A 26,450-nucleotide genomic window follows, 5' to 3' on the forward strand; every position below is an offset into this window, starting at 1 on the left:
TGGTAGCGTTTTTCGCTGCAATTGAGGTGGTACCGCGGAATTTCCGCCCTCCATAGAGAATAGTCTCTATGGGGGGCTTTTTGTGTTACTTGAGATGAGCTGAGAAAAGGAGTTTGAGCAAATGACAGTTAAGATGAGAGAGTATGAGATGGTAACACTTCAAGGGGATATGATGACACCGATATCCATTTATCAAGCAGTGAGAGGTCGAAAGAAAATGCTTTTTGAATCGTCAGCTAAGCACGAAGAAAGTGGTCGATATTCATTTATTGCTTTGAATCCAATCGCGGAGTTAAAGAGTACGGAAAATGGTACGGTAATATTTCAAAAAGGGCAGCAGAGAAAAATACAACGTTCTCCAATTGACGTTTTAAAAGAAATGCTGCCATTAAATATGGAAGACTATCCATTCGCCTTTTTTGGTGGTGCAATAGGTTATATCGGTTATGAGACCGCCTTTTATTTTGAAAAAATCGGTAACTCTTTGCCAGATGAACTAGACATGTCGAATATGCATATGCTTTTTTACGATACATTTATTATTTATGATCATTTACAACAAACGGTATCAATTGTTGCGATTGATTTGTTTAATAGTGATCGTAGTCCTGAAGATATGAAGGCAAGTATTCAAGAAATTGTGACAAGCCTACAAATGACGACTGTCTCACAGCCTGATGAGGAAGAAGATACTTTAGAATTTAAATCATCAATGGATGAAGAGTCGTTTTGTGATATGGTCAAAACAGCTCAGGAACATATTAAGCAAGGTGATATCTTCCAAGTTGTACTTTCACAACGTTTTTCATCGCCATTTTCAGGCAATCCATTTTCTTTATATAGAAAATTACGTACATCTAACCCTTCACCATATATGTTTTATATGGATTTTGAAGACTATATCATTTTGGGTACTTCACCTGAAAGTTTAGTCAAGGTTAAAAACAGACTTGTTACCACGAATCCGATTGCCGGAACGCGTCCTCGTGGTAAAACGGCTAAAGAAGACGCTGCGCTTGCCAAAGGTTTACTTGAAGATGAAAAGGAGATTGCCGAACATCGTATGTTAGTCGATCTAGGACGCAATGATATAGGTAAACTATCAAAAATCGGCTCAGTGAAACTACCAAAGTATATGGATATTGAATACTACAAATATGTCATGCACATCGTTTCTGAAGTGACTGGTGAGTTGAAAGACGATATTCATGTGTTAGATGTATTAGCAACCTGCTTACCCGCTGGTACTGTGTCAGGCGCACCTAAAATTCGTGCAATGCAAATTATCAATGAGTTAGAAAAGATGAAACGTGGTGTATATGCGGGTGCAGTCGGCTATATTTCAATTTCTGGTGACATGGATATGGCCTTAGCTATTCGTACAATGGTTGTTCGAAACGGCCAAGCACATGTGCAGGCTGGCGCAGGCATTGTCTATAACTCTATTGCAGAAAGCGAATACGAGGAGACGCTAAATAAAGCAAAAGCGCTTTTGGAGGTGCGAAAATGATCCTACTAATCGATAATTATGACTCTTTCACATACAATCTTTATCAACAAGTGAGCGCATTAGGGAAAGAAGTTCAAGTTGTACGAAATGATGTTCTGCCTATAGATGATATCCGTCTTATGCAACCAGAGGCTATTATCATTTCCCCAGGACCTGGTACGCCATCTGAAGCCGGTATTTCAGTACAAATTGTACAAGAGCTTTATAAAGAGTTTCCTATTCTCGGTATTTGCCTAGGTCACCAATCGATTGCAGAAGCCTTTGGTGCAAATATAGTGCAAGCGCAAAATATCATGCATGGTAAATTATCTTTGGTTAATTATGAGCATGAAGACTTATTCTCGGCCATTCAAGGCCCGCTCTCTGTTATGAGGTATCATTCACTAGTAATCGAGCCTAGAACATTAACACAAGCCTTTAGAGTAACTGCCACGGCTGCTGATGATAACGAGATAATGGCTATTCAACACAAAACATATCCAGTCTTTGGCCTGCAATTTCACCCCGAATCCATTGGTACACCTGAAGGGGATAGCATGATTCAAGCATTTATAGAATCTTATGGTAGAAAAATCGTACAGTTTTAATAAAGTTTAACCGTTTATAAAAAAGATGAACCGAAATATTAATTATTTCGGTTCATCTTTTTTTACAAACAGAATTGTATTAGATTGCGAAAAATCGGATAAAGCTAAATGTTATCTTTTTAATAGGTCTATATATTTTAGTAGCTCTGAAATCCCTTTATATTGGTATAACAACTGATTGCTCAGATTTTCTAAAGCCACCGAAAATGAACTCTCGATTTTATCATAGCTCTGCGCGTCTAAATCATTCAAAAGCTGCTTTATGTTTTCTATATAATAGACGGTTTTTCTTAAACTACTAATAACCAATATCTTACGCAGTTCTGCTATTGTAATCATTCTATATCCATTTTCATTATTCCTTTCCGAACGGACTAACCCTTCCTGTTCCCAATAACGAATAGCTGAAGTATTAACGCCTGCTATTTCAGCTGCCTCTCCAATACTCATACATTTCTTTAATTTTCTATTTTTATATTTCGTAAAATCGGCATTTTGAATCATTGTAAGTATTTCTTCTACTTTCCGTTTCTCCAACTCAATATGGAATTGTTGTTCATTTATTAACCAAAGAGCTTTTTTATAATTTTCGTTTTTTATCATTCTCATGGCTTCATAGACAATAGGTACCTCATAGCCTTTTAATAATGTTCTAATGGTTGTAAATGCTTGTAAATGTATCAATGTATATATCCGATGATTACTTTGATGATTCAGAATTAAAAGTTGGTTTAGTTGGTAATCCCAATTTTAAAACGATTATGCTGCCAATAGCTAAAGAATCTGTTTATGGTGAGGAAGGAAAAAACTTAAAATTATGGGGAGTAGACCCTGAATTAGGAAAACACTTTATCGAGGGACTACAAGACAACTTTCAAGTTTTATATTTCGACTATGAAGGACACCGTTTGAAACACCCTAACCCAGAGAATCTCATACCTGAAAACATAGTAAAAGATTTGTTATTAATTGCTGATGAAATGAATATTAACAAATTTAGCTATTATGGTTACTCTTGGTTAGCTCTAGTTGGTTTACAACTAGCAATAAGGACAGACAGATTAGAAAGCCTTATCATGGGTGGTTTTCCGCCAATAGATGGACCATATAAAGAAATGATGGTGGTGAAAAAAAACATATGAACAAGCTATGAATAATCAAAATGCTCCTTTTAATAACGAACAAGAACATATTAGCCCAAAAAAAGTTGATTGGGATAACATACAGATAAAGATCGACATAAATCAAACTAAACAGTTTGTTACGATGTACAATAATCTGATGAAATTTGATGATCGAGAAATTCAAGGTCATCTAACTATTCCGAAGTTAGCGTTTGCTGGAGAAAAAGACACTATTGTATATGGGGAGAACTTTGGAAGTGTAACAGTCGATATTGTCGGTATACTACAAAAAAATAAACAAGAGTTAGAAAACTTGGGATGGAATGTAGAAATTTTAAAAGGAAAGAGTATGGATCATACCAAAGCTATGCAACCAAAAACTGTTTTATCATTAATAAAGCCATGGTTGATTCAAAATTCATGAAAAACTCATTAAATTGAAAAACCTTTTACTTGGGCTTGTTCTTTTACTTAAGGCTTATTGAAACGATCTAATTTACATTGACATAATGTATTAAACGCTTAGTTTCAGCTTGTTTCCATGATTGAGTAGGTGATACAAAAAAAGTCCTACATTTATGGTCAGAAATTAAACCAGAAATTCAAAATTGAAAAGATCAATGGTGTTGCTGAAGAAACCATGGTCATTTTTAGTATAAGAAGGATAGAGAAGGCATATTTCAATATGCCCACCTATCCTTCTTTTTGTGCTCTTTGATTTAAAACCTTTAATTTTTATTTCACCAAATGACATAAAAAATTTATAAATACCTAAAAGTTGGAATAAAGTGATGAGATGGGGGGATTTGATGAAAGGAAATAAGAGCGTTTTTGTTATATCTTTAATTTTAATTATTGGATTCGTTTTTTGTTATATCTTCTTTAGTGGGATAGGTAAAGCTACTTTCAAAAATGAATTCTGGGAAGAAGCAGATATTGGAGCAATAAGCCAGATAGAGCTTATTAGAGGTTCAGATAGTAAGCAAATACTCTTTTCTAAAGAACATGAGATTAAAGTGTTTGTAGATACTATTTCTGAAGCGAAAATAAAACAAATAAAAGAAAGTGCAAGCAAAATAAATGAATCTTACTGGATCACGATATGGATAGCCGGGGACAGAAAATTCGGATTACGAATTGATGATAATCAGATCTTGTCTGTTTTTAATTATGAAGGTAGTGAAAATAACGCTAACCTGTATGAAATGAAAGATCAATCTATTTATAAATACATTGAAAATCTGTTTTAAGCAGACTTAAATACCATGAAAAGCGATTTAAAATTAACTTTACAACAGTAGTTTTTCAACCTTTAGCATTTTAATTGAATTAAGATTATTTTTTCTATTAATCCAATATCCATTGAAAAGTAAATAGTAGTTTGTATTTTCAATATTATTGCGTATAATAATTGGAAAAGGAGGGCTGGAGTTGGAAATATCAGATTATATTGAACAAGTGTATGAAAACAGGCGTGATGCGTTTCGAAAACTATTTGAAACGGTTCAAGAAAACTTACCACCAGGCTTTGAAGCAGTAATGCAGTATACAATGCCGAACTTCGTAGTACCGAAGTCAATATATCCGAATGGCTATCACTGCAGTCCAGAAGAGCCGCTACCGTTCATAGGCGTAGCTGCTCAAAAGAATCATCTTTCGTTGTATCATATGGGGATTTATGCGAAACCAGAGTTACTAGACTGGTTTGTTTCTGAATATCCGAAACATATGACTACTAAGCTCAATATGGGCAAAAGTTGCATAAGATTTTCGAATGCCAAAAAGGTACCGTATGCATTAATTGCGGAGCTTGTTAGTAAAATGACAGTAGATGATTGGATTGAATGTTACGAAAAGCAACTTAAAAAAGCATAGAGGGGTGTTTTGAATGCAGACACGTATCGAAGAAATTGATGGGCTTGTTGTGAAAGGTTTAAGTATTCATCAAGGTAAAACGTCAGATATTCCCGAGAAATGGGAGGAACTTGCGAATGTCCTTGAAGGCTATAACGTATCGCAGGATGTATCATATGGTGTTTGTATTCAAATGAATGAGGACGGCTTAGATTACGTCGCTGGTATTGACGATCATCTACTACCAGATGAAATTACAGCAGTGACTGTGAAGATTCCAAAAGGTCGTTACTTAGTCGGTAAAGTTGATGGTGGAATCGGCCAGATTCAAGAGACATTCCGAAAACTATTCAGCAATCAGGATGTTACACATCGACCATCTATGAGTTTTGAAAAATATATCGGACAAGATATACACGATATTGAAGCTTGGGTGCCAATCGTTTAAAAGTCAGGCGTAGAGTATAATGCTCTACGTCTTTTTTGTTAAGATATTTGGATCAAAGATTACGCGTATGGAGAAGTAGTTGATTCCGCTATTATCATTTTGTTTGTCATTAGAACAATGTGAAGTGCATTGATTGATTGCCCTACGGATGATAACACTCTAGCTTTCAGTAAAAAAGAAAACACTATTCCACGATAATAATATATAATGAAGGTGGAGGTGAACTATTTGTTTTATGTAAAATTTATACTTCTTTTTTTATTTTTTATACTAGCTGATTTCATTCTTGGGTTGTTTAATGCTCCAACATGGATTGTAATGACCATCAATGCTATCGCTGGAATTGCCGTTATTTATGACCATATACATACAGTGAAATTCTCGAAAAATGCGAAGAAAATCGTAAGAACAATGAAATATCAAAAGAAAAATCCGTTTTTCGCATATGTATTAGCTGTAAAAGAAGGTACATTAGAAGATGAATTAAGAGAAATCGAGCGTGTCATGGCAAAGTATAAACAACCAGATCTTCGTAATAGTTTAGAATTCACAAAAAATTATCGACTTAACGATTACGACAAGGCAATTCAATTTGCTAAGAAAATTGAGAAAGAGCCTTTAAAAAACTTTTATTTAGCCATTGCAGATGTTCTACAAAAAGACTATGTAAAAGCACGCTCATATACTTTCGCCCAAAAATGGATGAAACACGCAATAGAAGCTGAAATAGCACTTCAGTTAAAAAACATTGAAAACTATAAAAAACATATGAAGCTAGTGATTGAAGAATCAAAAGGTATGCAACTTATCTTAAATCAAGCAACGTTTGAAAAAGAACTACTTAACTTTAAACGTGACGAAAATAAATAATATATATGCTTTTAGTTACTATGAAGATTTTGAAGTACATAGTCAATTAGTAGAACGGTAGAAGAGTTCATCAATGCGTTTGAAAAATTCGGACAAGACATACACAATATTTAAGCTTGGATGCCACTCGTTTAAAAGTAAGACGTAGAGTATAATGCTCTACGTTTTTTTATGTAATTTTGTGTATCTATCAAAAGCTTTATTTTTAAAATTAATGTACAATAAGCTCGAGGTGAAGAGTTTGTATTATTTAAGGTTAGGTTTACTGTATTTGTTTTTAGCGGTAATTGGATTCGTACTTGCATGGTTTAATGCTCCTACATGGGTCATAGTAGTCGTCTTTATAGTTGCTGTGGCTGCCGTGATTTATAATAATGTACTAGTTATGTACTTATCTAATGATGCGAAGAAAATTGAAAGAGCGATGCGTAATCAACGTAGAAATCCACTTTTCGCACATGTTCTTGCAGTAAAAGAAGGTACGCTTGAGGATGAAATGAAAGAGATTGATCGTGTCATTGCGAAATATAAGCAACCAGATCTCCGTAATAGCTTTGAATTTCTACGTAATTATCGACTAGGGCAATATGAAAATGCGATTAAGTTTGCTAAGGAAATTAAAAGAGAACCCTCTAGAAGCTACCATTTAGCACTTGCTGATGTTTTACAAAAAAATTATAAGAAAGCACGCTCATATAGTTTTGATCAAGCATGGATGGCCCATGCTGTAGAAGCAGAAATTGCTCTGCAACTGAAAAATCTAGAAAATTATAAAAAGCATATGCAACTTGCGATAGACGAATCAAAAGGTATGCAGCTTCTATTAAATCAAGCAACATTTGAAAAAGAGCTAAGAACATTTAAAGTCTCTGGAAAGAAATGATATTTGTGCAGTTAAGCTTTTATGAAGCAGGGTAGCCACCCTGCTTTTTTTGTTTTTCTTGAAAGGATTAATCTAATACTATATTTATAGTTTTAATTTTCTGATAAAATATAAGGAATAGTACATAAAGGGGAGAATGCGATGGTGAAACTAGAACAATCAATAGATGTTTCAAATCATAATTATGTACAACTGGCGAATAGTACAATAAGACTTGGACCAGTGAAGATGAATGTGTTTAGTTTTGCAGTAGACGGAGTATTGATTGATACAGGCGCACAATCTTTGTTTCCTTCATTTCGTCCTTTTTTCGAACAAGCTGATTTTGAGAAAGTAATGCTTACGCATTTCCATGAGGATCATATTGGATGTGCAGCTTGGTTAAAAGAACAGAGAGATATCCCATTCTATATTCATAAAGACTCCGTTGAGCGCTGTAGTAAAAAATATATCTATCCAAAGTATCGTCAGTACTTTTGGGGGCAAAGTGAGCCATTTCATGCCCAAGCAATTGGGGAGACGTTCCAATCAAGAAATGCAACATGGGATGTAATTGCTACACCTGGTCATACTCAAGACCATTTAGCTTTCCTAAACAAAGAAACTGGTGCATTATTTACTGGAGATTTGTTTATTCAGGAAAAAACGAAAGTAATTTTAGCAGAAGAGAACATCGTTGATACTCTACAATCATTAAAGAAAATATTAACTTATGATTTTAAAGATATGTATTGTTGCCACGCAGGTTTTATTGAAGATGGCCATCAGCAAATAAAAAACAAGATTGAACATTTAGAAGCGTTACAGTCGCAAATTATTAATATGCATAAGAATGGCATGTCTATTGAGGAAATAACTGCTCAACTATTCCCTAGGGTGTATCCTATCGTTGAAACATCTGAAGGTGAATGGTCAGCCATTCATATTGTCCGTGGTTTTGTGGAAGGAAGCAGGTAAAACTACGAAAATAAGAAGCACAGATAAATGTGCTTCTTATTTTTATTTATGCTATTTTCAAATAACAGTTCTTTTACTTAAAAAATGATCTACTAAATAAATCGATTGAGGGAATGCTAACCCTAATTGCCATATGCCTATTCCTTTAATTTTGTAGTCTACTACTAATTGTAGCTTTTGTGCACGAGACCTTGAATCTTCAAACCAAATAATATGTCGATTGCCTAATGCGTCCCAATATTCAAAGTGTGCCTGGTGATATTGATTAGAGTATTGAATCGGCACTTGATTGGTCATTGCAGTATTCACCGCATCTCCTACAGCAATCGCACGAGCACTAATAACAGAACCATCCCTAGCCATCGCCCAATCGTATCCATAATTTGGAACACCTAAAATAATTTTATTAGCATTCATATGATTTTTGGCGTATTGAATTGTTTGTCTTACCTCTTTTATTGGTGCCACAGGTCCTGGTTCACCACCTCCATGATGAAAATCATAGGCCATCAAAAAGACGAAGTCAGCAGCAGCACCAATCCCTTTATAATCATAACCTTTTGTCCACGGAGTGGTATCATCTGTCTTAGCAGGTAATGCAACAGATGTAGTATATCCTTCAGGACTTAAACGATTTCTCACCATGCGGATAAAAGTCACATAATCAGCTGCATCATAATCCTTCAATAATTCAAAATCAATATTTACTCCTGCAAAATTATTGTTTTTTACTATGTTATAAATATTATTCAATGCTTGATCTCGTATAGTCGGATTACTAATAATACTTCTTGCTACTGCGGAACTAAATCCTGTTTCCGTTAAGTTGGATATAACAGCAATTGGCGCTACTTGTTTTTGCCGACTTAATGTATTAATGCTGTGAAGATACAATGGACTCAGTGTACCGTCACTTGAAATATGATATTCAAAAATACCATAATAAGAATTACTATCTGCAAATTGATTAATCAATTCTATATCTCTTGCTGGTGTAGTAGGAGTTAAATAGCTAAAATTGGCTGCCCGATATTTGGTTCTAGGTGGTAAATATAAACGCATACCGATAGACAAATTATTTGAGTGCAAACCATTATAAAGCTTTATCGTTTCAACAGGCACTAAAGCCATTTGACCAATTGTAAATAAGGAATCACCAGGTTGAACAATATAGACATTTGTTGGAATCAGCAAATCTTGCCCAGGTACAATATTTGGTATTTTTAATCCATTTGTAATGCGTATACTATCCATATTTACTTGATATTTTGATGCCACGGAAAATAAAGAATCTCCCGCTTTCACTACATATATAAACAATGATTCACCTCTGTTTATCTGTATTTAACCCTTTATCATATGCGTTTCAATGATATTGTGTTATGCAATCAAACGTAAATGATATTACAACAGGCAGTACTGCAGTGGGACAGATTTGATTGGATATATAATAAAAACCGAGAAAATTTTATTTTCGGTAATTGAAAATGAAAAGCGGATTCAATTTTTAAAGAAGTTGTAACTTACTTTCCTAAGTGCTATGGAAACGAATACTAATTATCGGAATGTATATTAATTCGGATGCGAGCTATACTATTTACGATTCACTTATAGATCCACCATGACTAGGAGGCGGAACACGATGAGTAGGCCGGAACACTTAGATCCAAAATCTCAACAAATCCACCACAACTGGACAAGGGATAAGCGTCAAAAATCTCAAGTGAATGGGCAAACAGAGGTAACTCTGCATAACAAACTCTTGAGAACTTCAGCGAAATCACGACAGTCACAGTTATAACAATCATGTAGGTATAAGTGCAATCGAACCCGGAAATTAATTTCCGGGTTTTTTTGTGATTTTAGATGCTTTTTCAGCGATTTCATTAATGTTCTAGCCACTGGGCGTTATTCCTTTTCTAATAGGCTAGTGACACACTTCAGGGGCAATGTACATATCATTTGTATGAAGAGGTGGTGAAGAATGAGAGACGATAAAATGACTAAAAACCACAATCCTGTCGAAGTTGAACAACAGGAATGGAAGAAAAGACAATTGAAAGAACGCATGAAGCAGATGCTTACAATCGCTTCACCTATTTTTCTCTTGCTGTTATGGGAGTTCCTATCCCAGACTAATTTGCTTGATGCACGTTTTTTCCCACCGCCATCTGAAATCGTCAGTACGTTCTATTCCATGGCAATGAGTGGTGAGCTATTTAATCATATTGGCATTTCCCTTTACCGGATAATAGCGGGTTTCTTACTTGGGGTTATTCCAGGCGTTGTCATCGGATTATTGATGGGTCTGTATTCACCAATTAGGCACTTCATATCACCTATTGTAATGGCGCTAATGCCAATTCCTACTCTTGCCTTGTTACCCATTATCATCATCCTATTTGGAATCGGAGACTTTTCTAAGGTTGTGACGATTGCTGGTAGCGTCTTTTTCCCAGTCGTCATCAATACAACAGCAGGGGTCATTAATATTGACTCCATCTATTTAGATGTCGCCAAAAATTATGGTGCCAGCTCTAAGGACTTTTTCGTAAAAATCGCATTTCCTGGGGCATTGCCGGTCATGATGGAAGGTATTCAAATGGGGCAGGCAATTGCGCTCTTAACGATTGTGGCAGCTGAAATGATGGGAGCTACATCAGGTATAGGCTATTTAATTTGGACCTCATATAAAGCATTTATGTTAAAAGAGATGTTCGTTGGGCTTATACTCATTTCATTTTTCGGCTACTTATTTTCACTTTTGCTAAGGGCACTACAAAATAAGATTTTATCTTGGAGGTGAAGCAGTGGAAAACAACACTAAAATTTCAATTCAAGATATGACGAAAGTATTTTACAAGAAAAATAGTAGTGTCACTGCTTTGGATCATATTTCTCTTAATATTTCAGAGGGTGAATTTGTTTGTCTGGTAGGTCCAAGTGGTTGCGGGAAAACAACGTTGCTACGTATTTTAGCAGGACTTGAAACTACGAGTGTAGGTGAATATAAGATTACCGAGGGAAAAGAAAATAGGCCCCTACAATCAATGGTTTTTCAAGAGAGAGGTGTCATTCCTTGGCTAACCGTAGAAGAGAACGTTGCATTCGGTCTGAAAATGCGACATCTTCCATCTGAATTGATCAAAGAGCGTACATCTTACTATTTAGAAAAAGTTGGCCTAGAAAATTTTTCGACACTCTATCCAAAAGAACTTTCTGGAGGTATGAAGCAACGTGTAAGTATTGCACGTGCATTTGCCAATGACCCAGAAATCTTACTGATGGATGAACCATTTGCAGCACTTGATGAGCAAAACAAATTCATTTTACAAGAAGAGCTACTGTCTATATGGGAGGAAACGAAGAAAACGGTGCTGTTCATAACGCATAGTATTGATGAAGCATTGCTACTAAGCGATCGAATTCTATTGATGAGCTCGCAACCTGGCAGAATCATTAAAGAGATTAAAAATGATTTGCCAAGGCCGAGAAATATAGAGCAAATTAGATCGGACCATAATACAGCAGGACACTTTGTGGACATTTGGAAGCATCTGCAAGAAGAAGTGCAAAAATCTAGAAAGTAATCAGTAAAAGGGGGCATGACATGCGGAAATGGTTCAAGTTAGGTTTATTTATACCATTCCTTATCCTTGCAATGTTCGTTGCAGGGTGTTCGGATAAAGAAACATCAAATAAGGGAACTACAGGGACGAAAGACAATAACGAAGTAAGTAAAGATAATCCGTCTGGCGATTTGGCTGCTTTAAGTAAAAAAACGAAAGTTGTTATCGCTGAGGACGGAGCGGCATCAGGAGCAGGTTTTTATATCGCTAAAGAAAAAGGTTACTTCGAGGATTATAATATTGAGGTAGAATTTGCTCAATTTGCGAATAGTGATGACATGTTACCTGCACTTGCAGCGGGTGAAATAGATATTGCAGGAGGAATATCAACAGCCTCTTTCTTTAATGCAATTGCACAGGGGATTGACGTTAAAATTATTGCAGATAAAGGGCATAACGTACCAGGAAAATCCTATTTCTCATTTGTTATCGGTAACCATATGAAAGATAAGATTAAAGATTACTCAGATTTTAAAGGTAAAAAGATTGCAGTCTCTGCAAAAAATGCGATTGATGGCTACATCTATCAAAGAATGCTTGAACATGCAGGGTTAACGGATAAGGATGTTAAATTCACACTAATGAATGACTTCGGTAGCATGCTTGGAGCCCTCCAAAACGGTTCAATAGATGCTGCGCTTAGTATTGAGCCATTAATTGCTCAAGGAATCGATAAAGGCATTCTAGCACGCTTTGGAGATACAACTGACTATGCGCCAGATTCACAAATAGCCTTAGTTTTAGCATCTCCTAAATTTATGAAGGAAGAACAAGACGTTTCACTTCGCTTTATGTTGGCTTATTTAAAAGGTGTCCGTGATTATAATGATGCGTTCATCAAAGGCGAAGGCAAAGACCAAATCATCGACATCATGACAAAACATACAGCATTAAAAGACGCGAAGTTATGGGAAAAAGTATACGTAACTGGTCTTGATCCAGATGGTAAAATGCGTATTGATGACATTCATGCACAATACGATATGTACAAAGCAAATGGGGCAACACAAGGGGAGTTCGACTTCGACAAAGCAATTGACACTTCACTCACAGAGAAAGCCGTCAAAATCCTTGGCGAATATTGATTTATTCGTGTTTGATTTGTTTTAATTGCAACGATTCCCGCCTATAGCGCGAATTTAATGTGTTATGGGCGTCTATATAAATCAAAGTGGCTTTCATCGCAACAAGATGAAAGCCACTTTTTTATTTTTTACGGCCATATATTTCTTTGTTTAAATGTTATTCACCAATAAAGTCACTTAAACAGCTATTAACTTTTCAGCTAACTTTATGTTTTCCTTTAGATAAATTGGTATTTCAGAGTTATGTAAAATCTCCTCTGTCGACATCCAACAAACATCGTCTACTTCATCTAAACACTTAGCATATGCTTCTCCAGACTCGTGATCACATTGAAAAACAATATCTATTACGTTTAATCCTGAATCTGTAACAAAAAAAGAACTATTCACATATTTCAGGTTTGAAACCTCAATACCAACTTCTTCAAAGATTTCTCTTTTTAATGTTTTCTCTAATACATCAGTTGATGTTCCATCTACTTCCACTTTACCTCCAACTAGTGAAAGTTGGCCACCAGCATGTTCTTCCTTTTTGCTGCGTCTTATTAAAAGCCATTTTTCATTTTTGTTAATTGCCCCTTCAACATTTACGATAAACATAAACTTCCCCCCAAATTAAGCGTTATATAATATTCTATCTAACTAGAAGCTTTTCCTTTAAAGAGTATGAATAAGTTAAAAACTCGATACTCTATGATCTTGCGGTTATCTTTCGTTCCACATATATGTAACGTCGTCAGAAGTGTTAGAAAACAGAGGTAACGAATAAGTACCAATAATTTATAGATAAAAAAAACCATCTAATCTTTTTGGGCGATTAGATGGTTACTATATGTGTAAAGTTAAATTAGACAGTTTTGTATATATAATATCTCCATATTTTAGGTATGCCTCTATCTACATATTACCAAAATATTAAATATAAGTCTATTTCTTTTTTATTTTCTATGTGAAAATAAAGGGGCGCACAAATAGCATAACGTTATGCCTCAAAATTTGGAGGTATGTAATGAAACAAAATATCTACGATCACCCTGACTTTTTCAATGGCTATAAGGAGCTTCGGCAATCTAGTTATAATTTCAATAACTTACTCGAACAGCCTACGTTGAAGGCGATGTTACCTGAACTAAAGGATACAAAAATTCTTGATATCGGGTGTGGAATGGGGGAATTCGCTAACTATTGCATACAACAAGGATCAAAACATGTAACAGGAATCGACATCTCTTTAAATATGATTTCAATGGCACGTAAAAATAATCCACATAAATCTATTCAATATATACATGCAGCGATAGAGGATATCAACTTTGCACCTTCAAGTTTTGATATCGTAAATAGTTCACTTGCAGTTCATTATATGGAGGACTTCGGAGCGATAACATCAAAAATTTCAAATGTCTTGTGTGAAAACGGTTCTTTTATTTTTTCAATGGAACATCCAATTGTTACTTCAAGAAAAGAGATGGATAACTGGTTTAGTGATGATAAAAGACGACTTCTACATTATGCTATAGACAATTACCAGGAAGAAGGGCAAAGAAGCCAGCATTGGTATATTGATGGTGTCATCAAATATCATCGAACATTTGCAACTATTATTAATACACTTATCTCAAAGCAATTACAAATAGAAAAGATAATTGAACCGATACCTACTAAGGAAGCAATAATCCAATTGCCTAGCTTGCAAAAAGAACTTAGTCGACCATCTTTTCTAATCATAAAGGCAAAAAAAGTGACTCTCTAATCATGGCAAGCTTTGTGCAATCGAAATCTGCCGTTCAGGTGAATTTAGGGCCAGAACATACTTTGTAATATAAATTCTGTATATGGAATTTTGTAGTGAATGTAACTTTCAACAATCATTTCATTCTGAAAAATGCCCTTTTTAAGCGTACAGAACAAATGTTCTATGTATGTAAAAAGGGCATTTTTCGCATTAAAACAATGTAATTCAAACTTATATAGTGTAAAATTACATCATTTATACGGAGAATTATACATTTTTTTGAATTAATCTACGTATTGTATTAAGAATATTTATATTGCACATAAGAACATTCGTTTGTATACTAGGGGAAAGGGCACTTTTTATTAAGAATAAGCTAGGAGATGGTGTTTTTTATGTGGAAATTATCAAATGGGAAATTGATTCAAGCAACAGATATAGCTCGAGTAAAATTTCGCACGAATATAAGTGCTGCGGTTTTGGAGAAACTAAAAGTTATGGCTGATGATTATGATACGCATGTCAATTACTTGTTGGAATCAGGTGTACATTCAGTATTAAATCAAAATACAATCATCTATGATAAAGCAACTCGTCCAACTGATCGAGTGCAGTATAAGACAACATACGATGCAGATCTTTTAGAAGCTTTGAAGGCTTTTGCGAAACAGCATCAAGTATATATAAACGATGTTATTGAATATAGCGTACAATACATAGATCTAAATGATGTGAAAAATGCGAGTTACAAACATAGAGTAGAGTGATGGAAATTCACTTTTACTCTAAATCACAAAACGCCCCGAACATAATATACATTATAGGAAGTTACGTTTCATTTCATAAGTATACTTGAAACAGTGAGATATTTTTAAAATTTATGGTAAATTGGCGTTGGCGTTTTGTTGATGTTTATTAAAATTACACCTAGATACATTTAGACTACTTAGTTATACATTTGATGCATTCGGTTGCATTCGGTTGATCAATTAACACATTCACACGCTCATTTAACCCACTGAGGTATTTCGGATCACTTTAGCTCTATCAGCAAGAATATCCTGAACTTTTGATTCCCAATATGCTCCTTTCTAAACTGCTTAAGATTTTTCAGAAACTTTTATCCAACTATTATTTTTAAAATATTCTACAAGTTCATCACAAGGTAAACTTATTTCTTATAAAGATTAGCAACAACTAAACAAAAAATTTTATTCATTTTAAAAATGTCAAACATCACATTGTTTATTCCTCTGTGCTTTTAAGGCTATCTAGGGTATTCAGAAGCATGTTAAATATAAAAATACGGACTTCCCTACCCTTTTAGATAAAGCCCTTTAAAACGCTTATAAAGCCTATTTTGCATTTGATTATTTAATCTGGTCTTTTTGTGAATCAATGGATCGTACATGGACTAACTTTTATCGATTACATGTGTTTTATTGTCATTGATGTGTTATTACTAAAAAAGCTGTGAATCAGAGTCTTTTGAGAATATAATGCATTGGAATAGTCAGGGTTAACAGTGAAAGCACCCGGAAACTCATACATTAAGAAAAGTTTTTACCTTAGCTAAGTAGACTGGTATATTATCATCATGGACAAAGTGTCCGGCATCATCTATCGTCACCAATTCGCAATTCGGGATTAGTTTAGAAACTTCGTGCAATTTGTTATGAGGAATATGACTGGTTCCCCCACCTATTATAAGAGTAGGTTGGTTAATGTCAGCAAGGCGCGCCCACCATTCGGGATTTGGTTCATTTAGCTGTTTTAGAATAGAAGGCACAACTAGCCAATCAAACGGTAGATGATCAGATGGTTTAGAGGGTATCTCGATCTGCTTATCCGGAAAGGGCGGAGGAGTATCTTCAACAATCAACTTTTCTATCCTTGACGGAAATTTCTCTGCAAACAGATAGGATACTGTTCCCCCCATAGAATGACCTAGTAGCGTAAAACGTTCTAAACTCAAAGCATTGGCAAAATGAAGCAAGTCCTCGCACATCAGTTCAAAAGTGTATGTACTCGTTCTCGCACTCCCACCGTGCCCACGTTGATCTAAAGCTAAAACGCGGTAATTCTCTCCTAATACTGCAGCAACTTGATCCCATGATTCTGAATTTTTTCCCAGCGCATGAAGTGCAACAAGTGGTGGTGAAGAAGATTCCCCAATCTCACGATATTGAAAAGTAAGTCCATTTAAATCAATTTGTTTCACCTGTATTTCCAATTTCATCATCTCCTAGGGGTGATTTTGTCATTTAAAAACCGATTTATTTATTACACATACGTCTATATTTCAGTTATTTGAATGTTCCCTTTTATTTTGAAATGTAGCCAGCTGAAATTGATAAGTTTTTTCTATTTATTAAGCCAATATAAAACGGATGAATCCTAATATTGCAAAGCAAAACAGTACTATACCCGCTCCGATACCGGTAATAGCGCTATTGACTACGTTAAGCTTTTTAGAAAGAAATACTGAGATGACTGAGACTGCGACGAGCAAAATTGCTAAGAGATATAAACTGGAGTCTTGGAAGATGCTTTTTAACCAGATAAAATGTATGCCGACGATAAAGGCAACCCAAGGAGACACATAGTCTTTTCTTTTCTTTTTAATTAATAAGAAAGCACCGATCCCTGCTACGAAGAATTCAACGTATACGAAGATTAAATAATTCTTGAATACACCCGCTTCCGACAATACACTTCGTTCATGCCAATTTGTCACGCTTAAATAAATGCCAACTAAGCCAACTAAAAGCGAAAATACAGAAGCAATGCCTAGATATTTTCGCCAGCTTTCTCTCGGCTTTTCTTGTGCCCAGCCAAACCAGCTTGATCCAAACACACCGAAAATCGCCATGTACATTGCGTAGTCTCTAACAAATCCCATGTGAATTCCCCCTCATTTTTTACATTTTGACAATCTTCAGCGTTTTAATAAAAAATTTGCTTATTAATTTATACAGTTTTTTAAATGGCGTTATGACCTTTTTCTAAAGTTACTTATGTATTTTCAGATTTATTTCGATATAGAATAGAATAAAAAAATCCCGTATTCCACAAAGGATACGGGATTTTAATACATAGGTTCTATTTTAATAAAAGATGACTCTTTAACGTTTGTTTAATTTCACTTAGCTCATTTGCATCAGGGTAATAGTACCATACCCCTGCTTCTTTTCCTCCATTGCCTTTTTCAAATTGAATTTGTTCAATACTTTTATTCAATGATTTATATTGTTTCTGAATATTTAACATTTCTGTCAACGTGAAATTCGTTTTAATGTTATCACCCAAGTTACCAAGGATATCATCTATTTTTAATAACGATGATAAATTTGTGCCTTTGTCTAAAACTGCTTGAATGAGTTGCTTTTGTCTAATCTGACGACCAAAGTCTCCTCGAGGATCTTCATAACGAATACGAGAAAATATTAGCGCTTCTTTACCATTAAGCTCAATCTCGCCTTTCGGGAAGTGATAGTTTTTGTATGTTAAATCCATATCATTTACAACTGTGACACCATTTAACGTATCAATTATATCTTTAAAGCCTTCCATGTTTACTTTCACATAATAATCAATTGGCATATCTAAAAAGTTTTCGACTGTTGCAATGGCCATCTCTGCTCCACCACGAGCATAAGCATGATTAATTTTCTCTACTGTTCCGTTCCCTACGATTTCAGTCTTTGTGTCTCGAGGAATACTTAACATTTTGACCGATTCTTCTTTTGGATTGACTGTCATGACAATCATAGTATCTGATCTACCTGAATCGTTAGCTCTCTCATCTACACCTAACAATAATACAGAGAAAGGATCTTGTTTTTTAATAGATATATCATTTTCTCTTTTATCTGTTTTATTTATAGGCTCATGTATGTTATCAAGAGCGGAATTGAAAGAATTATATAGGCTAAATGCATAGCCGCCTACCCCGAAAACTAATAACAGTACAATACCAAGTGTAATTTGGTATTTCTTCTGTTTAAACCACTTTTTATCTTCCATCATCATTCTCCTAATCTTTCTGATATATAAGTAAGTTATTTTATAATTGTAATCTTCCTTAAATATCATGATTTAAATGAAAATCATGAAATCTAATACATATAACGATAGAATTGTTTAAATGGTTGCCAAAGAATATTATAAAAATTTTTCTTGAAAGGTCAACAAAAAAGAGCTGCTTCAGCAACTCCATGAAATTAACCCTATTTAATTATATATTTAATAAATCATTAATTGCTTTAATTGCTTTAGAAGTTTGAGCATGAACCAACCAATCAGCTTTAACCATCTCTTTATTTGTAGTAAGTATTTCTACAATTTCCATATCATTAAGTACATGATGTATTGGCTTCAGTTTGCCATTTACCAATGCAGCAGACATACATTTAGCTATTTGAGAATTTAATGTAAATGCGAAATCAATAACTGTGGAGCCTTTAGGCAAGGAGACGACATCCATTTTAGGTGTATAGAGAGTAATAACCCTTTGAAGCAATTCGAAAGCTATTAAATCATAAAATTCGATTGAGGAATTTGAAATAGATTTTACTGTGTGTATAGCATCCCCTAACAAATTTCTACTTAAAGTCGTTATTTCACTACTTGTTAAATCATCTTTTAATAATGCAAATACCCCGGTATCATTTAGTTTTTTATCATACTCACTCTTAATAATAAAGTTTACTTCGATATTGTCGACATGTACTTTGGTCTTTAGTTGTTTTAAAAATGGGCTTTTCGCTATTGCAATATTATCCATTAATTGATTTTCTATTGGTGTATATAGATTATGTATTATTCCAAGTGCAGTATAACAATTCAGAGGTGAATTTGTTATAACTTTTATTGAGAATAAATCAGATAAAGCATGTTCTTCTAGTAAAAGGCAATAAGATCTGTATAAAGGTTCCTTACCCCAATCCAAACCGATAATTAGAGAACCCCCTACCCTTTGTACTTCAGCAGAGCACTTAAAAAAAAGATCCGCAAATTTATCCGCATAATTGTTTATTAACTTTTGAACTGTATTTGACTTCGGTGGATTCAAATAACTGAATGATAATGCCTCCAACTCCTCTTGAATTCTGTATAACCCTAGTCGCTCAGCAAGTGGAGCAAAAAAGATGATTGTTTCATTTGCATATGGAATTTTCTTTTCAATTTTTTTTATTGAAAGAGTCCTCATATTATGCAATCGATCCGCAATCTTAATTACAGCAACTCTAATATCAATAATGGAAGCAGTCAGCAATTTTTCTGTATTGATGGCACTGTATTCTTCTTTTTCGAGTAAACCTTTCTCTACTTTGGTTAAGCCCTCTACGATTGTAGATACTTGTTTACCAAATTTAAGTTGTATTTCACGGATAGTTATATCCGTATCTTCCACTACGTCATGAAGTAATGCTGAAATTAATGAGGTGATATCCGCCTTATATTCTAACAGTATTTCGCAAACCGCTACCGGATGGGTGATATATGGCTCTCCTGTAGCCCTTTTTTGTCCATGATGTGCCTTATCTGCAAAAGTAATAACTTTTTCTAAAAGTTTTATTTCACTTCGCGAAAGATAATCGCTCATCTGAATCAAACGCGCTTTTAAATCATCTATCATGGAATCACCCCGTTTTTAGATAATTATAACATTAAGGGTTAATTTTCCAACAAAAGTTATGGCAATAGGTTTTAGATACAAAACCATTGGTGTAGCAAAAGAATTATTACCCCTTGATACATGTCCCCATTAGAAAGCAATTAGCTTACAATTTGGACGTTGTTTGTAATGGCTCTTTATGTATATTGTTGTTTCTTAAAAATGCTGACTAGGGTTTATCAATGAGGAGTTAGTATTTGAAGATGCGTATATGCAGAAATCAGTTACAAAGGAATATTTCTATAATCAATCGGCTATACAACTAAACAAGTTTGTATAATCAAACTAAACAGCCCATATCTTCTATATGAAAGGATGATTATTCTGAAAAGCCTAGTAGAAAATGTAAGACTTTTAGAAAACATATATGAAATATCTATAGCAATCCTACTTTTATGTTCAATTTTTTCTGTACGGCTTCTGAAAAAAATAAAGCGAGAAAGAAAACTTTCTTCTTTTGAATTTGCAATGTACGTGATAATTCGAATAGCAATATTTTTATGGTTAGCCAGTTTTCTACTTATTGAATATGGAATAAAATTGGTTTAATCCCTTTTACCTTACTAAAATAACGATTTTGAGAAAACAAACTTTTTAAACAATCAATTGCAAAGAACCATTTGATTTTAGGGGTTTTTACACAACGTGAATATTGTCCGATTCTTCTATAGGGTGAAAGTAGCCTGTAGCATAAATAAGATCATAAAGAACCTGTTCCCAGCTAGTCCTCTATAAGGAAGTTAACTTAAACAATTGGTTTATAAAACATCTATCCGTTAATTTTTAAAATAATTTCATAAAACTAAATCATTGAACCCAAACACACTTTCAATATTGACATAGAATGAACTATTAGACGTATGGGAGGTGTACAGTATGGGTATGGAAAACGGCGGCTTCGAAGAACGTCGCAACAATGGCGGCGGCTTCGCATTACTTATCGTTCTGTTTATTCTTTTAATTATTATTGGTGCAAGTTTCATGAACGGTGGAGGTTACGGTGGCGGTGGCTACTGTTAAGGTAGCTATGATTGACACTGTTGGATAAAAATCGCAATCCACCAAAAAAGGCAGGTTTTTATAACCTGTCTTTTTCTGTTGTTTTAAAACGAAGCAAGTAGGTTTTGAATGTACATAAATGATACTAGTTGGCTTGTGTTTACACTTTTTCCATTAAGGGTAATGAATTTAAGAGCATAATAATCTAAGGAGGAATTGATATGCAAAACAACTTAAGTCAAAAGATTATGGTTGTCTATGGTACACAGGCGGTTTTAAATAAAATTGAAGAATTACGATCAGGTGGTATTATAAGCAATGATATTCACATTTTCACTAAGAATAGTAGCAAATTTGCGAATTTAAAATGGGACTCAGACATTAAAAGACATCCTACTGGCAATTGGGTTGACCAGTTTAAATCATGGTTTTCTGATGATTCCGCTATCGAGGAAGGTTTAAAAAAATTGAATTTAACTGATGAAGAAAATGCGCATTGTACACGAATATTAGAAGCTGGTGGTACTCTTTTAGTCACTGGTCAAGACCCTTTCAATGATTTAGGTCATTCAGATAAAATAATCGATGAGAATGATGCGATGATAGACGAGCCCATTCATCATGATGAACAAATGATTGATCGAGAGGACTCTATAGACAGATGTGAGAGAATTGTTGAGATTGAATCGATGCGTCGACTATATTGATAACCATACGTCTAAGTTAATGAACTTTATTGTCATTTACTGTAGTGAACATTTAATTACCCCTTTTCTAGTTGGTGCATTATGTTAGTTTTAGAATTTCCGTTACACTTGCATAGTCAATATGGGGTATAACGTCAGTAAAAGTTCAGGGTTTTTTATACAGGCAAAAGGGAGTAGAAAGTACCTACTCCCTTGATTGTTACCCCTTGTTATTTTACTTTTAAGATGACTTTTTGTGTTTTTGTTACTTCCGTACCATTGTCTTGTTTAACATATGCAGTCACTGTATACGTACCTTTTTCAAGTGGTGCTCTGAATACGATTGTTTTATATTTGCTGTAGCTTTGAATTGTTACTGGATATTTTCTATCCTTAACTCTATATTCGGATTTATAAAACAGATTATTACCTTTAGCTGATACTGTAAGAGTCACTTTTTGACCTTTCTTTGCAGTTGTTCTACTTAATTTTAATTTTGCTTTTGTTGGTTTCTGTTTCTTTACAACATTGACTTTTATTGTTTTACTAGATGTTACCCCTTGTGAATTCTTGATAGTGAATTTCACTGAGTGCTCACCTATTTTTTCTGACCAGAATTCGTGAACAGATTCATCATTAGCGTAATAGTCGACTACTCTGTAGGTTTTAGTACCTGGGTACTTATAACTTACCTGGTAATCTACGTTTTTGTCGTTTACAATTGGTTGCATTTTGTTACTAATTCCTTGAGGTAGCACACCTTTTTTCTCAATAGCGATATCAGTTATTTTAGGTTTTATTTTTGTGTTGTCTTTTAATATAAAGTTTAGTTCTACACCTGTAGCATCTATTTCAGATAACCCTTTAATTTCAACTGTATAGATACCTTTTTCTAGGTGCGTATTTGTAATCGACATTTCTACCCCTAAGAAGTTATTAAACGATTCAGTGCTTACTACTTTACCAGTAATGTCTGTAATGACAACAGATAATTTATCTTTAACCGTTAGACTATCCGTTGAGTTAGGAGCATTTAAAGTTTCGATAGTTACAACGTCTTTTGCTCGCGCTACTTCGAAGTCATACTTTAAAACTGTGTCTTTGTAGATTGTTTTGTTGATTGCCTTGTCATAAGGAATTTTCGGGTTCTCATCTAATACGTTTACTACTGATGCATCAGGTGAAGCACCCTCTTGTGCAAGAGGGGCAATTGGTGAAGTCAGTAAAGAAATACCTAAAATAGCTGTTGTTAAGAGAGCTGTTGATGTTTTAAAGTTCATTTTAACTCCTCCAGTTTGTCTGTTAGTGATTACATTTCTTTCTAAAATAGTTTATCTGAAGAATTTGTCGAGTATTAATTTTGTAAAGTATTGGCATGCATTTTTTGAATAATTACTAGACCCATTACCATTTCCATTAGCACCGTCTGTAGGTGGGGTTAAGTGCATACCATTCATTACAAAACGCCCTCTTTTTATGAGTATTTTCTGTTTTTACATTAATTAACACTTGAATATTCTAGCTTTTATAGTACCAAAAAATAGTAATAGATGCTACATAATCCATTATCGTATTATCTATCTAAGTGTTTTAATCAAAATTTATAACTGATCAATCTTTACTTAAAATAATTGAACTTACAATCCTCTTTTTGTTTCTATAACTTTATCTACATATCTTAATAATTGAAAGAGCCTGTTTTGATGACAATATCAAAACAGGCTCTTTCATCTTTATATTATTATTTTGTACTGTTTAATCGGATTTTCGCATTTTTTAGCATCCCAAAAGCTAGACCCATCATTAAACCAATACCTGTGGTAATAAAGAATAATAAACCAATACTTTCTTTTAATACGACCATTTGCAATATAACCCCTAATAACGCACCTAATGTTAAACCGATGAACATAAACGCTGCGTAATATAGTCCAATTGCTTCCTCTATATTTGGTTCAAGATATTGCATCCATTTTGCACTTTTATCTAGCAAAGGATTGTCTGGGTTTTCAACTGCAAACGATGCCTTAGCCTTTTCGAATGCATCTGCTTCAGACATTCCTTCTTCTATCATCAAATCTTGAATATAATCGTCCATATAGCTCATTAATTCTTCTTGAGCTTCTTTATTTTTTTGTGAAGACCATTTAAATTTAGCCACATTTATACCCTATAAAGCAATGTATAATTTAAATTAAGGTACAAGTAGTTCTTACTTTTATAATTGAAGCCATTCGCAATAATGGCTCAATAGGTAAAAAACACCGTCTATAAAGCGTTAATCTACGCTGTATAAACGATGTTTTTATGTAAATTAGAAAATAGATAATTCTTAAAATAAAGGGGTTTTAGCATTTTTCTAGAAGTATAAAATATACTGGCACTAATGTGAGGAGTGAAGGAATTATCTTTAAGCTCAAAAGGAGTTTACCTTATATAGTGGCTGTAATTATTACGATGATTTATTATTACATATTTTTATTTTTGTATTTTCAAGATGTTATCAGTGGCGTTTCTTTTGTTGTTATTTTATTAGTTAGCTTAATTACTTTATCGATTGTCCTTATTGTGTATTGGAAAAATCGTGCTATCAAACGAAAAGTAATATTAAGTACATCATTGATGGCCCTATTATTTTGTTACGAACTGCCACTCTTATTTTATGATGCTTACACACACGCTGCATATAGATATACTGATCCTTTAGAAATATACAAAGATTCAGGGATCTATTTATTAGGAGTAAATAGAGTTAATTTCCAATTCACTGAAAACAAAAAGGCTGTTATAGACCTTTTAAACAAACAACAAATGGACTATCTAAATATTACTAAAATCACCAATTCGGATCGATATGGAAGCAAGAACCGGCAATTATTGAAATGGTTCCATCTTGGAAAAAGTGACATAGATCAAATGAGAGATAACGTGAAGCAATTTTTAGGACAGGAAGATGGACGGATTAACGAATTTTTAAATAGCGATACTATTGAGGGAAGTAGTGCTGGATTAGGTTTAGCGTTGACTGGACTTGTTATGAGAGGCGATTTGCAAAATGATTTGAAGATCGCTGTTACAGGAGCAATAAGCGAAACGGGAGACGTATTACCAATTGGGATTTTAAAAGAAAAAATGCAAATTGCTGAGAAAGCAGGATTTTCATTGATGGTCATTCCAAGTGCAAATAGAAAAGAAGCTTTGGAAATACAAAAGAAACTACACGTAAACATAAAAATTCTTGATGTCGCACAAATAGATGAAGCGGTTCTACTGATTAATGAATTAAACGGTAAAAGTAAATGAACAATATAATTAAGGCACTCTACATTACTACTTATAAACAATGTAGAGTGCCTTATGTATAAGACTACAATAATTAAGCTGAGAATGTTCTAGATTAGCATGACGAATCTATAAAACTAATTCAAATGAACATCTTTGTTACCATGCTGCTTATGGTTGAATGTCTAATAAAAACCAATTTAATAGGGGTAAAACTACTATCAAAATTAATATGATTATTATCCAAATAAATGTATTTCTTTTCATTCCATTATCACCTCTTAAATGTTAAAACTAATAAATCAATTAATTAATTTGTATCTATTCTCTTACTATCCTATTTATAATCTAGATAATATTTACATTATAATACAATTAAGATACGGTAAATAATATTATGTAATTGGAAAGAAGGTGCCAAATGGAAGTTATCGGGGTTGTGATTATTTGTGCAGTTTTTGCTGTATTTGAAGCTGTAAGGAGATTAAATAATAATGTTCTAGAGCAAACGGAAGAAATAAAAAAATAGGTGACGAGCTAAAAGAACTTCGTAAACGACTGTAACACAGATTTAGATTACTTATATGCGGAGTTTCCGACTTTATATTATTTACTTTGAATACCCAATAGTAACTTAAGGGAGTTTCGCTTCTTTTTCATCTTTTTTATACCTTCCTTTGAATCTATGATTACTACCGTTTTAAATATCCAAATTCGAAGATAGAACGATTCAAAAATTATCGGTCCTTTTATCCCCCGTTCTTCAAATTCAGAACCATCCTCTAATTCTGTCTCTGTTCTAACAATCCACGTATTACCAATTCCTATTTCAATAAATTTCATTTTTGATCACCGCTTCACTTTTATTAATCCCTTAATGTAAATGTTATTTATAGTCTTACAATCGGACAAAAAATAGATTGGTAAAAATAATAGTAACATATCAAAATTTAAAATTGAATTCACCAAATTACAAAAACCACTAAAAACCACTTTAATTTTCCTTTATTCGTCCGAAAACGAGTGATTTTCGCAATAAAAATTCAAGTAAAAAACTATCTATAAACCCTTATGTATCAATGGTTATAATGTGTTTAACTACTAATTATAGTTGCTGTGAG

Annotated in this window: 28 protein-coding genes, 1 pseudogene and 1 other annotated feature (1 of these 30 only partly in view); of the genes and pseudogenes, 19 read left to right on the forward strand and 10 right to left on the reverse strand. The window is 33.9% G+C overall.

Annotated features, from left to right (window positions below; translation table 11 throughout):
• Positions 1-54: a binding site (T-box leader), on the forward strand; it begins 158 nt to the left of the window's first position.
• Positions 55-121: 67 nt separating this feature from the next.
• Entirely contained in the window at positions 122-1,510 is a 1,389-nt protein-coding gene (trpE, locus tag AMD00_RS01590) for an anthranilate synthase component I (RefSeq protein WP_053415353.1), read from the forward strand.
• Positions 1,507-2,097 carry an anthranilate synthase component II gene (locus tag AMD00_RS01595; RefSeq protein WP_053415354.1) on the forward strand — a complete coding sequence of 197 codons (591 nt, stop codon included), beginning with the start codon at positions 1,507-1,509 and terminating at the stop codon, positions 2,095-2,097. The genes trpE and AMD00_RS01595 overlap by 4 nt, the downstream gene beginning before the upstream one ends.
• A 111-nt stretch (positions 2,098-2,208) precedes the next feature.
• Here the strand turns inward: AMD00_RS01595 and AMD00_RS01600 are convergent, their stop codons facing one another.
• Positions 2,209-2,817, reverse strand: a complete 609-nt coding sequence (locus AMD00_RS01600; protein WP_083446065.1) for a MerR family transcriptional regulator — start codon at positions 2,815-2,817, stop codon at positions 2,209-2,211.
• On the opposite strand from AMD00_RS01600, the pseudogene AMD00_RS01605 reads away from it, so the two are divergent.
• The 7 genes and pseudogenes from AMD00_RS01605 (at position 2,781) to AMD00_RS01635 (ending at position 8,233) form a co-directional block, all read left to right on the forward strand.
• A pseudogene (locus AMD00_RS01605) lies at positions 2,781-3,645 on the forward strand (alpha/beta fold hydrolase). The gene AMD00_RS01600 and the pseudogene AMD00_RS01605 sit on opposite strands and share 37 nt — an antisense overlap.
• 385 nt (positions 3,646-4,030) lie before the next feature.
• Entirely contained in the window at positions 4,031-4,471 is a 441-nt protein-coding gene (locus AMD00_RS01610; protein WP_053415355.1) for a hypothetical protein, read from the forward strand.
• A gap of 181 nt (positions 4,472-4,652) precedes the next feature.
• Complete coding sequence (locus AMD00_RS01615; RefSeq protein WP_245639415.1) at positions 4,653-5,096, forward strand: DUF1801 domain-containing protein; 444 nt, start codon at positions 4,653-4,655, stop codon at positions 5,094-5,096.
• Positions 5,097-5,109: 13 nt separating this feature from the next.
• A complete protein-coding gene (locus AMD00_RS01620; RefSeq protein ID WP_053415356.1) occupies positions 5,110-5,523 on the forward strand; it encodes a GyrI-like domain-containing protein in 414 nt (137 codons plus the stop codon).
• A gap of 228 nt (positions 5,524-5,751) precedes the next feature.
• Entirely contained in the window at positions 5,752-6,393 is a 642-nt protein-coding gene (locus AMD00_RS01625) for a hypothetical protein (RefSeq protein WP_053415357.1), read from the forward strand.
• 271 nt (positions 6,394-6,664) lie between these two features.
• The gene (locus AMD00_RS01630; RefSeq protein ID WP_211258596.1) at positions 6,665-7,276 is read left to right on the forward strand and encodes a hypothetical protein; all 612 of its coding nucleotides are present in this window, start codon (positions 6,665-6,667) and stop codon (positions 7,274-7,276) included.
• A 141-nt stretch (positions 7,277-7,417) separates the two neighbouring features.
• Positions 7,418-8,233 (forward strand): MBL fold metallo-hydrolase, encoded by an 816-nt coding sequence (locus tag AMD00_RS01635; RefSeq protein ID WP_053415359.1) that lies wholly within the window; start codon positions 7,418-7,420, stop codon positions 8,231-8,233.
• 57 nt (positions 8,234-8,290) lie between these two features.
• Here the strand turns inward: AMD00_RS01635 and AMD00_RS01640 are convergent, their stop codons facing one another.
• Positions 8,291-9,553, reverse strand: a complete 1,263-nt coding sequence (locus tag AMD00_RS01640) for a glycosyl hydrolase family 18 protein (protein ID WP_053415360.1) — start codon at positions 9,551-9,553, stop codon at positions 8,291-8,293.
• Positions 9,554-9,875: 322 nt separating this feature from the next.
• Between AMD00_RS01640 and AMD00_RS22655 the strand changes: the two genes are divergently transcribed.
• From AMD00_RS22655 to AMD00_RS01655, 4 genes are all read left to right on the forward strand, one after another.
• Complete coding sequence (locus AMD00_RS22655; RefSeq protein WP_083446066.1) at positions 9,876-10,034, forward strand: YpzG family protein; 159 nt, start codon at positions 9,876-9,878, stop codon at positions 10,032-10,034.
• 183 nt (positions 10,035-10,217) lie between these two features.
• A complete protein-coding gene (locus tag AMD00_RS01645) occupies positions 10,218-11,039 on the forward strand; it encodes an ABC transporter permease (protein ID WP_053415361.1) in 822 nt (273 codons plus the stop codon).
• A 37-nt stretch (positions 11,040-11,076) separates the two neighbouring features.
• Positions 11,077-11,823, forward strand: coding sequence for an ABC transporter ATP-binding protein (locus AMD00_RS01650; RefSeq protein ID WP_053416747.1), 747 nt, complete (start codon positions 11,077-11,079; stop codon positions 11,821-11,823).
• A gap of 20 nt (positions 11,824-11,843) precedes the next feature.
• Complete coding sequence (locus AMD00_RS01655) at positions 11,844-12,947, forward strand: ABC transporter substrate-binding protein (RefSeq protein WP_053415362.1); 1,104 nt, start codon at positions 11,844-11,846, stop codon at positions 12,945-12,947.
• A 177-nt stretch (positions 12,948-13,124) separates the two neighbouring features.
• Here AMD00_RS01655 and AMD00_RS01660 read toward each other — a convergent pair whose 3' ends face one another.
• Positions 13,125-13,547 (reverse strand): NUDIX hydrolase, encoded by a 423-nt coding sequence (locus AMD00_RS01660; RefSeq protein ID WP_053415363.1) that lies wholly within the window; start codon positions 13,545-13,547, stop codon positions 13,125-13,127.
• Between the two features lie 409 nt (positions 13,548-13,956).
• Between AMD00_RS01660 and AMD00_RS01665 the strand changes: the two genes are divergently transcribed.
• Together AMD00_RS01665 and AMD00_RS01670 are read left to right on the forward strand one after the other, a co-directional pair.
• Positions 13,957-14,700, forward strand: a complete 744-nt coding sequence (locus AMD00_RS01665) for a class I SAM-dependent methyltransferase (protein ID WP_053415364.1) — start codon at positions 13,957-13,959, stop codon at positions 14,698-14,700.
• Positions 14,701-15,077: 377 nt separating this feature from the next.
• Entirely contained in the window at positions 15,078-15,449 is a 372-nt protein-coding gene (locus AMD00_RS01670; protein ID WP_053415365.1) for a hypothetical protein, read from the forward strand.
• A 776-nt stretch (positions 15,450-16,225) separates the two neighbouring features.
• Here the strand turns inward: AMD00_RS01670 and AMD00_RS01675 are convergent.
• The 4 genes from AMD00_RS01675 to AMD00_RS01690 form a co-directional block, all read right to left on the reverse strand.
• Positions 16,226-16,921 carry an alpha/beta fold hydrolase gene (locus AMD00_RS01675; RefSeq protein ID WP_407701114.1) on the reverse strand — a complete coding sequence of 232 codons (696 nt, stop codon included), beginning with the start codon at positions 16,919-16,921 and terminating at the stop codon, positions 16,226-16,228.
• 132 nt (positions 16,922-17,053) lie between these two features.
• On the reverse strand, positions 17,054-17,584 hold the full coding sequence (locus tag AMD00_RS01680; protein ID WP_053415367.1) for a hypothetical protein: 531 nt from the start codon (positions 17,582-17,584) through the stop codon (positions 17,054-17,056).
• A gap of 200 nt (positions 17,585-17,784) precedes the next feature.
• Positions 17,785-18,714, reverse strand: a complete 930-nt coding sequence (locus AMD00_RS01685; protein WP_281173018.1) for an LCP family glycopolymer transferase — start codon at positions 18,712-18,714, stop codon at positions 17,785-17,787.
• A 205-nt stretch (positions 18,715-18,919) separates the two neighbouring features.
• On the reverse strand, positions 18,920-20,323 hold the full coding sequence (locus AMD00_RS01690; protein ID WP_053415369.1) for an HD domain-containing protein: 1,404 nt from the start codon (positions 20,321-20,323) through the stop codon (positions 18,920-18,922).
• 360 nt (positions 20,324-20,683) lie between these two features.
• On the opposite strand from AMD00_RS01690, the gene AMD00_RS23395 reads away from it, so the two are divergent.
• The 3 genes from AMD00_RS23395 to AMD00_RS01695 all read left to right on the forward strand — a co-directional run bounded on the left by AMD00_RS23395 (position 20,684) and on the right by AMD00_RS01695 (position 22,068).
• The gene (locus tag AMD00_RS23395; RefSeq protein WP_083446171.1) at positions 20,684-20,911 is read left to right on the forward strand and encodes a hypothetical protein; all 228 of its coding nucleotides are present in this window, start codon (positions 20,684-20,686) and stop codon (positions 20,909-20,911) included.
• Between the two features lie 327 nt (positions 20,912-21,238).
• Positions 21,239-21,382, forward strand: coding sequence for a YjcZ family sporulation protein (locus AMD00_RS22665; RefSeq protein WP_083446067.1), 144 nt, complete (start codon positions 21,239-21,241; stop codon positions 21,380-21,382).
• Positions 21,383-21,582: 200 nt separating this feature from the next.
• Positions 21,583-22,068, forward strand: a complete 486-nt coding sequence (locus AMD00_RS01695; protein ID WP_053415370.1) for a general stress protein — start codon at positions 21,583-21,585, stop codon at positions 22,066-22,068.
• Between the two features lie 209 nt (positions 22,069-22,277).
• Here the strand turns inward: AMD00_RS01695 and AMD00_RS01700 are convergent, their stop codons facing one another.
• On the reverse strand, positions 22,278-23,327 hold the full coding sequence (locus AMD00_RS01700) for a hypothetical protein (RefSeq protein WP_053415371.1): 1,050 nt from the start codon (positions 23,325-23,327) through the stop codon (positions 22,278-22,280).
• Between the two features lie 461 nt (positions 23,328-23,788).
• Positions 23,789-24,208, reverse strand: a complete 420-nt coding sequence (locus AMD00_RS01705) for a permease prefix domain 1-containing protein (protein WP_053415372.1) — start codon at positions 24,206-24,208, stop codon at positions 23,789-23,791.
• Between the two features lie 278 nt (positions 24,209-24,486).
• Between AMD00_RS01705 and AMD00_RS01710 the strand changes: the two genes are divergently transcribed.
• Positions 24,487-25,350: a S16 family serine protease gene (locus AMD00_RS01710; RefSeq protein ID WP_053415373.1), complete on the forward strand. Its 864-nt coding sequence runs from the start codon at positions 24,487-24,489 to the stop codon at positions 25,348-25,350.
• Positions 25,351-25,935: 585 nt separating this feature from the next.
• Here AMD00_RS01710 and AMD00_RS01715 read toward each other — a convergent pair.
• Positions 25,936-26,172 (reverse strand): DUF3977 family protein, encoded by a 237-nt coding sequence (locus tag AMD00_RS01715; RefSeq protein WP_053415374.1) that lies wholly within the window; start codon positions 26,170-26,172, stop codon positions 25,936-25,938.
• Between the last annotated feature and the right edge of the window lie 278 nt (positions 26,173-26,450).

Source organism: Viridibacillus arvi, from assembly GCF_001274945.1.
Taxonomy (GTDB): domain Bacteria; phylum Bacillota; class Bacilli; order Bacillales_A; family Planococcaceae; genus Viridibacillus; species Viridibacillus arvi.

Excerpts from the sequence above, each read along its gene's own strand:
- AMD00_RS01685 (WP_281173018.1), bottom strand. The coding sequence starts at position 18,714 with ATGATGATGGAAGATAAAAAGTGGTTTAAACAGAAGAAATACCAAATT.
- AMD00_RS22665 (WP_083446067.1), top strand. The coding sequence starts at position 21,239 with ATGGGTATGGAAAACGGCGGCTTCGAAGAACGTCGCAACAATGGCGGC.
- AMD00_RS01655 (WP_053415362.1), top strand. The coding sequence starts at position 11,844 with ATGCGGAAATGGTTCAAGTTAGGTTTATTTATACCATTCCTTATCCTT.
- AMD00_RS01650 (WP_053416747.1), top strand. The coding sequence starts at position 11,077 with ATGACGAAAGTATTTTACAAGAAAAATAGTAGTGTCACTGCTTTGGAT.
- AMD00_RS01635 (WP_053415359.1), top strand. The coding sequence starts at position 7,418 with ATGGTGAAACTAGAACAATCAATAGATGTTTCAAATCATAATTATGTA.
- AMD00_RS01715 (WP_053415374.1), bottom strand. The coding sequence starts at position 26,172 with ATGAAATTTATTGAAATAGGAATTGGTAATACGTGGATTGTTAGAACA.
- AMD00_RS01620 (WP_053415356.1), top strand. The coding sequence starts at position 5,110 with ATGCAGACACGTATCGAAGAAATTGATGGGCTTGTTGTGAAAGGTTTA.
- AMD00_RS01595 (WP_053415354.1), top strand. The coding sequence starts at position 1,507 with ATGATCCTACTAATCGATAATTATGACTCTTTCACATACAATCTTTAT.
- AMD00_RS01660 (WP_053415363.1), bottom strand. The coding sequence starts at position 13,547 with ATGTTTATCGTAAATGTTGAAGGGGCAATTAACAAAAATGAAAAATGG.
- AMD00_RS01610 (WP_053415355.1), top strand. The coding sequence starts at position 4,031 with ATGAAAGGAAATAAGAGCGTTTTTGTTATATCTTTAATTTTAATTATT.
- AMD00_RS01670 (WP_053415365.1), top strand. The coding sequence starts at position 15,078 with ATGTGGAAATTATCAAATGGGAAATTGATTCAAGCAACAGATATAGCT.
- AMD00_RS01690 (WP_053415369.1), bottom strand. The coding sequence starts at position 20,323 with ATGATAGATGATTTAAAAGCGCGTTTGATTCAGATGAGCGATTATCTT.
- AMD00_RS01675 (WP_407701114.1), bottom strand. The coding sequence starts at position 16,921 with ATGAAATTGGAAATACAGGTGAAACAAATTGATTTAAATGGACTTACT.
- AMD00_RS22655 (WP_083446066.1), top strand. The coding sequence starts at position 9,876 with ATGAGTAGGCCGGAACACTTAGATCCAAAATCTCAACAAATCCACCAC.
- AMD00_RS01680 (WP_053415367.1), bottom strand. The coding sequence starts at position 17,584 with ATGGGATTTGTTAGAGACTACGCAATGTACATGGCGATTTTCGGTGTG.
- AMD00_RS01695 (WP_053415370.1), top strand. The coding sequence starts at position 21,583 with ATGCAAAACAACTTAAGTCAAAAGATTATGGTTGTCTATGGTACACAG.
- AMD00_RS01665 (WP_053415364.1), top strand. The coding sequence starts at position 13,957 with ATGAAACAAAATATCTACGATCACCCTGACTTTTTCAATGGCTATAAG.
- trpE (WP_053415353.1), top strand. The coding sequence starts at position 122 with ATGACAGTTAAGATGAGAGAGTATGAGATGGTAACACTTCAAGGGGAT.
- AMD00_RS01645 (WP_053415361.1), top strand. The coding sequence starts at position 10,218 with ATGAGAGACGATAAAATGACTAAAAACCACAATCCTGTCGAAGTTGAA.
- AMD00_RS01700 (WP_053415371.1), bottom strand. The coding sequence starts at position 23,327 with ATGAACTTTAAAACATCAACAGCTCTCTTAACAACAGCTATTTTAGGT.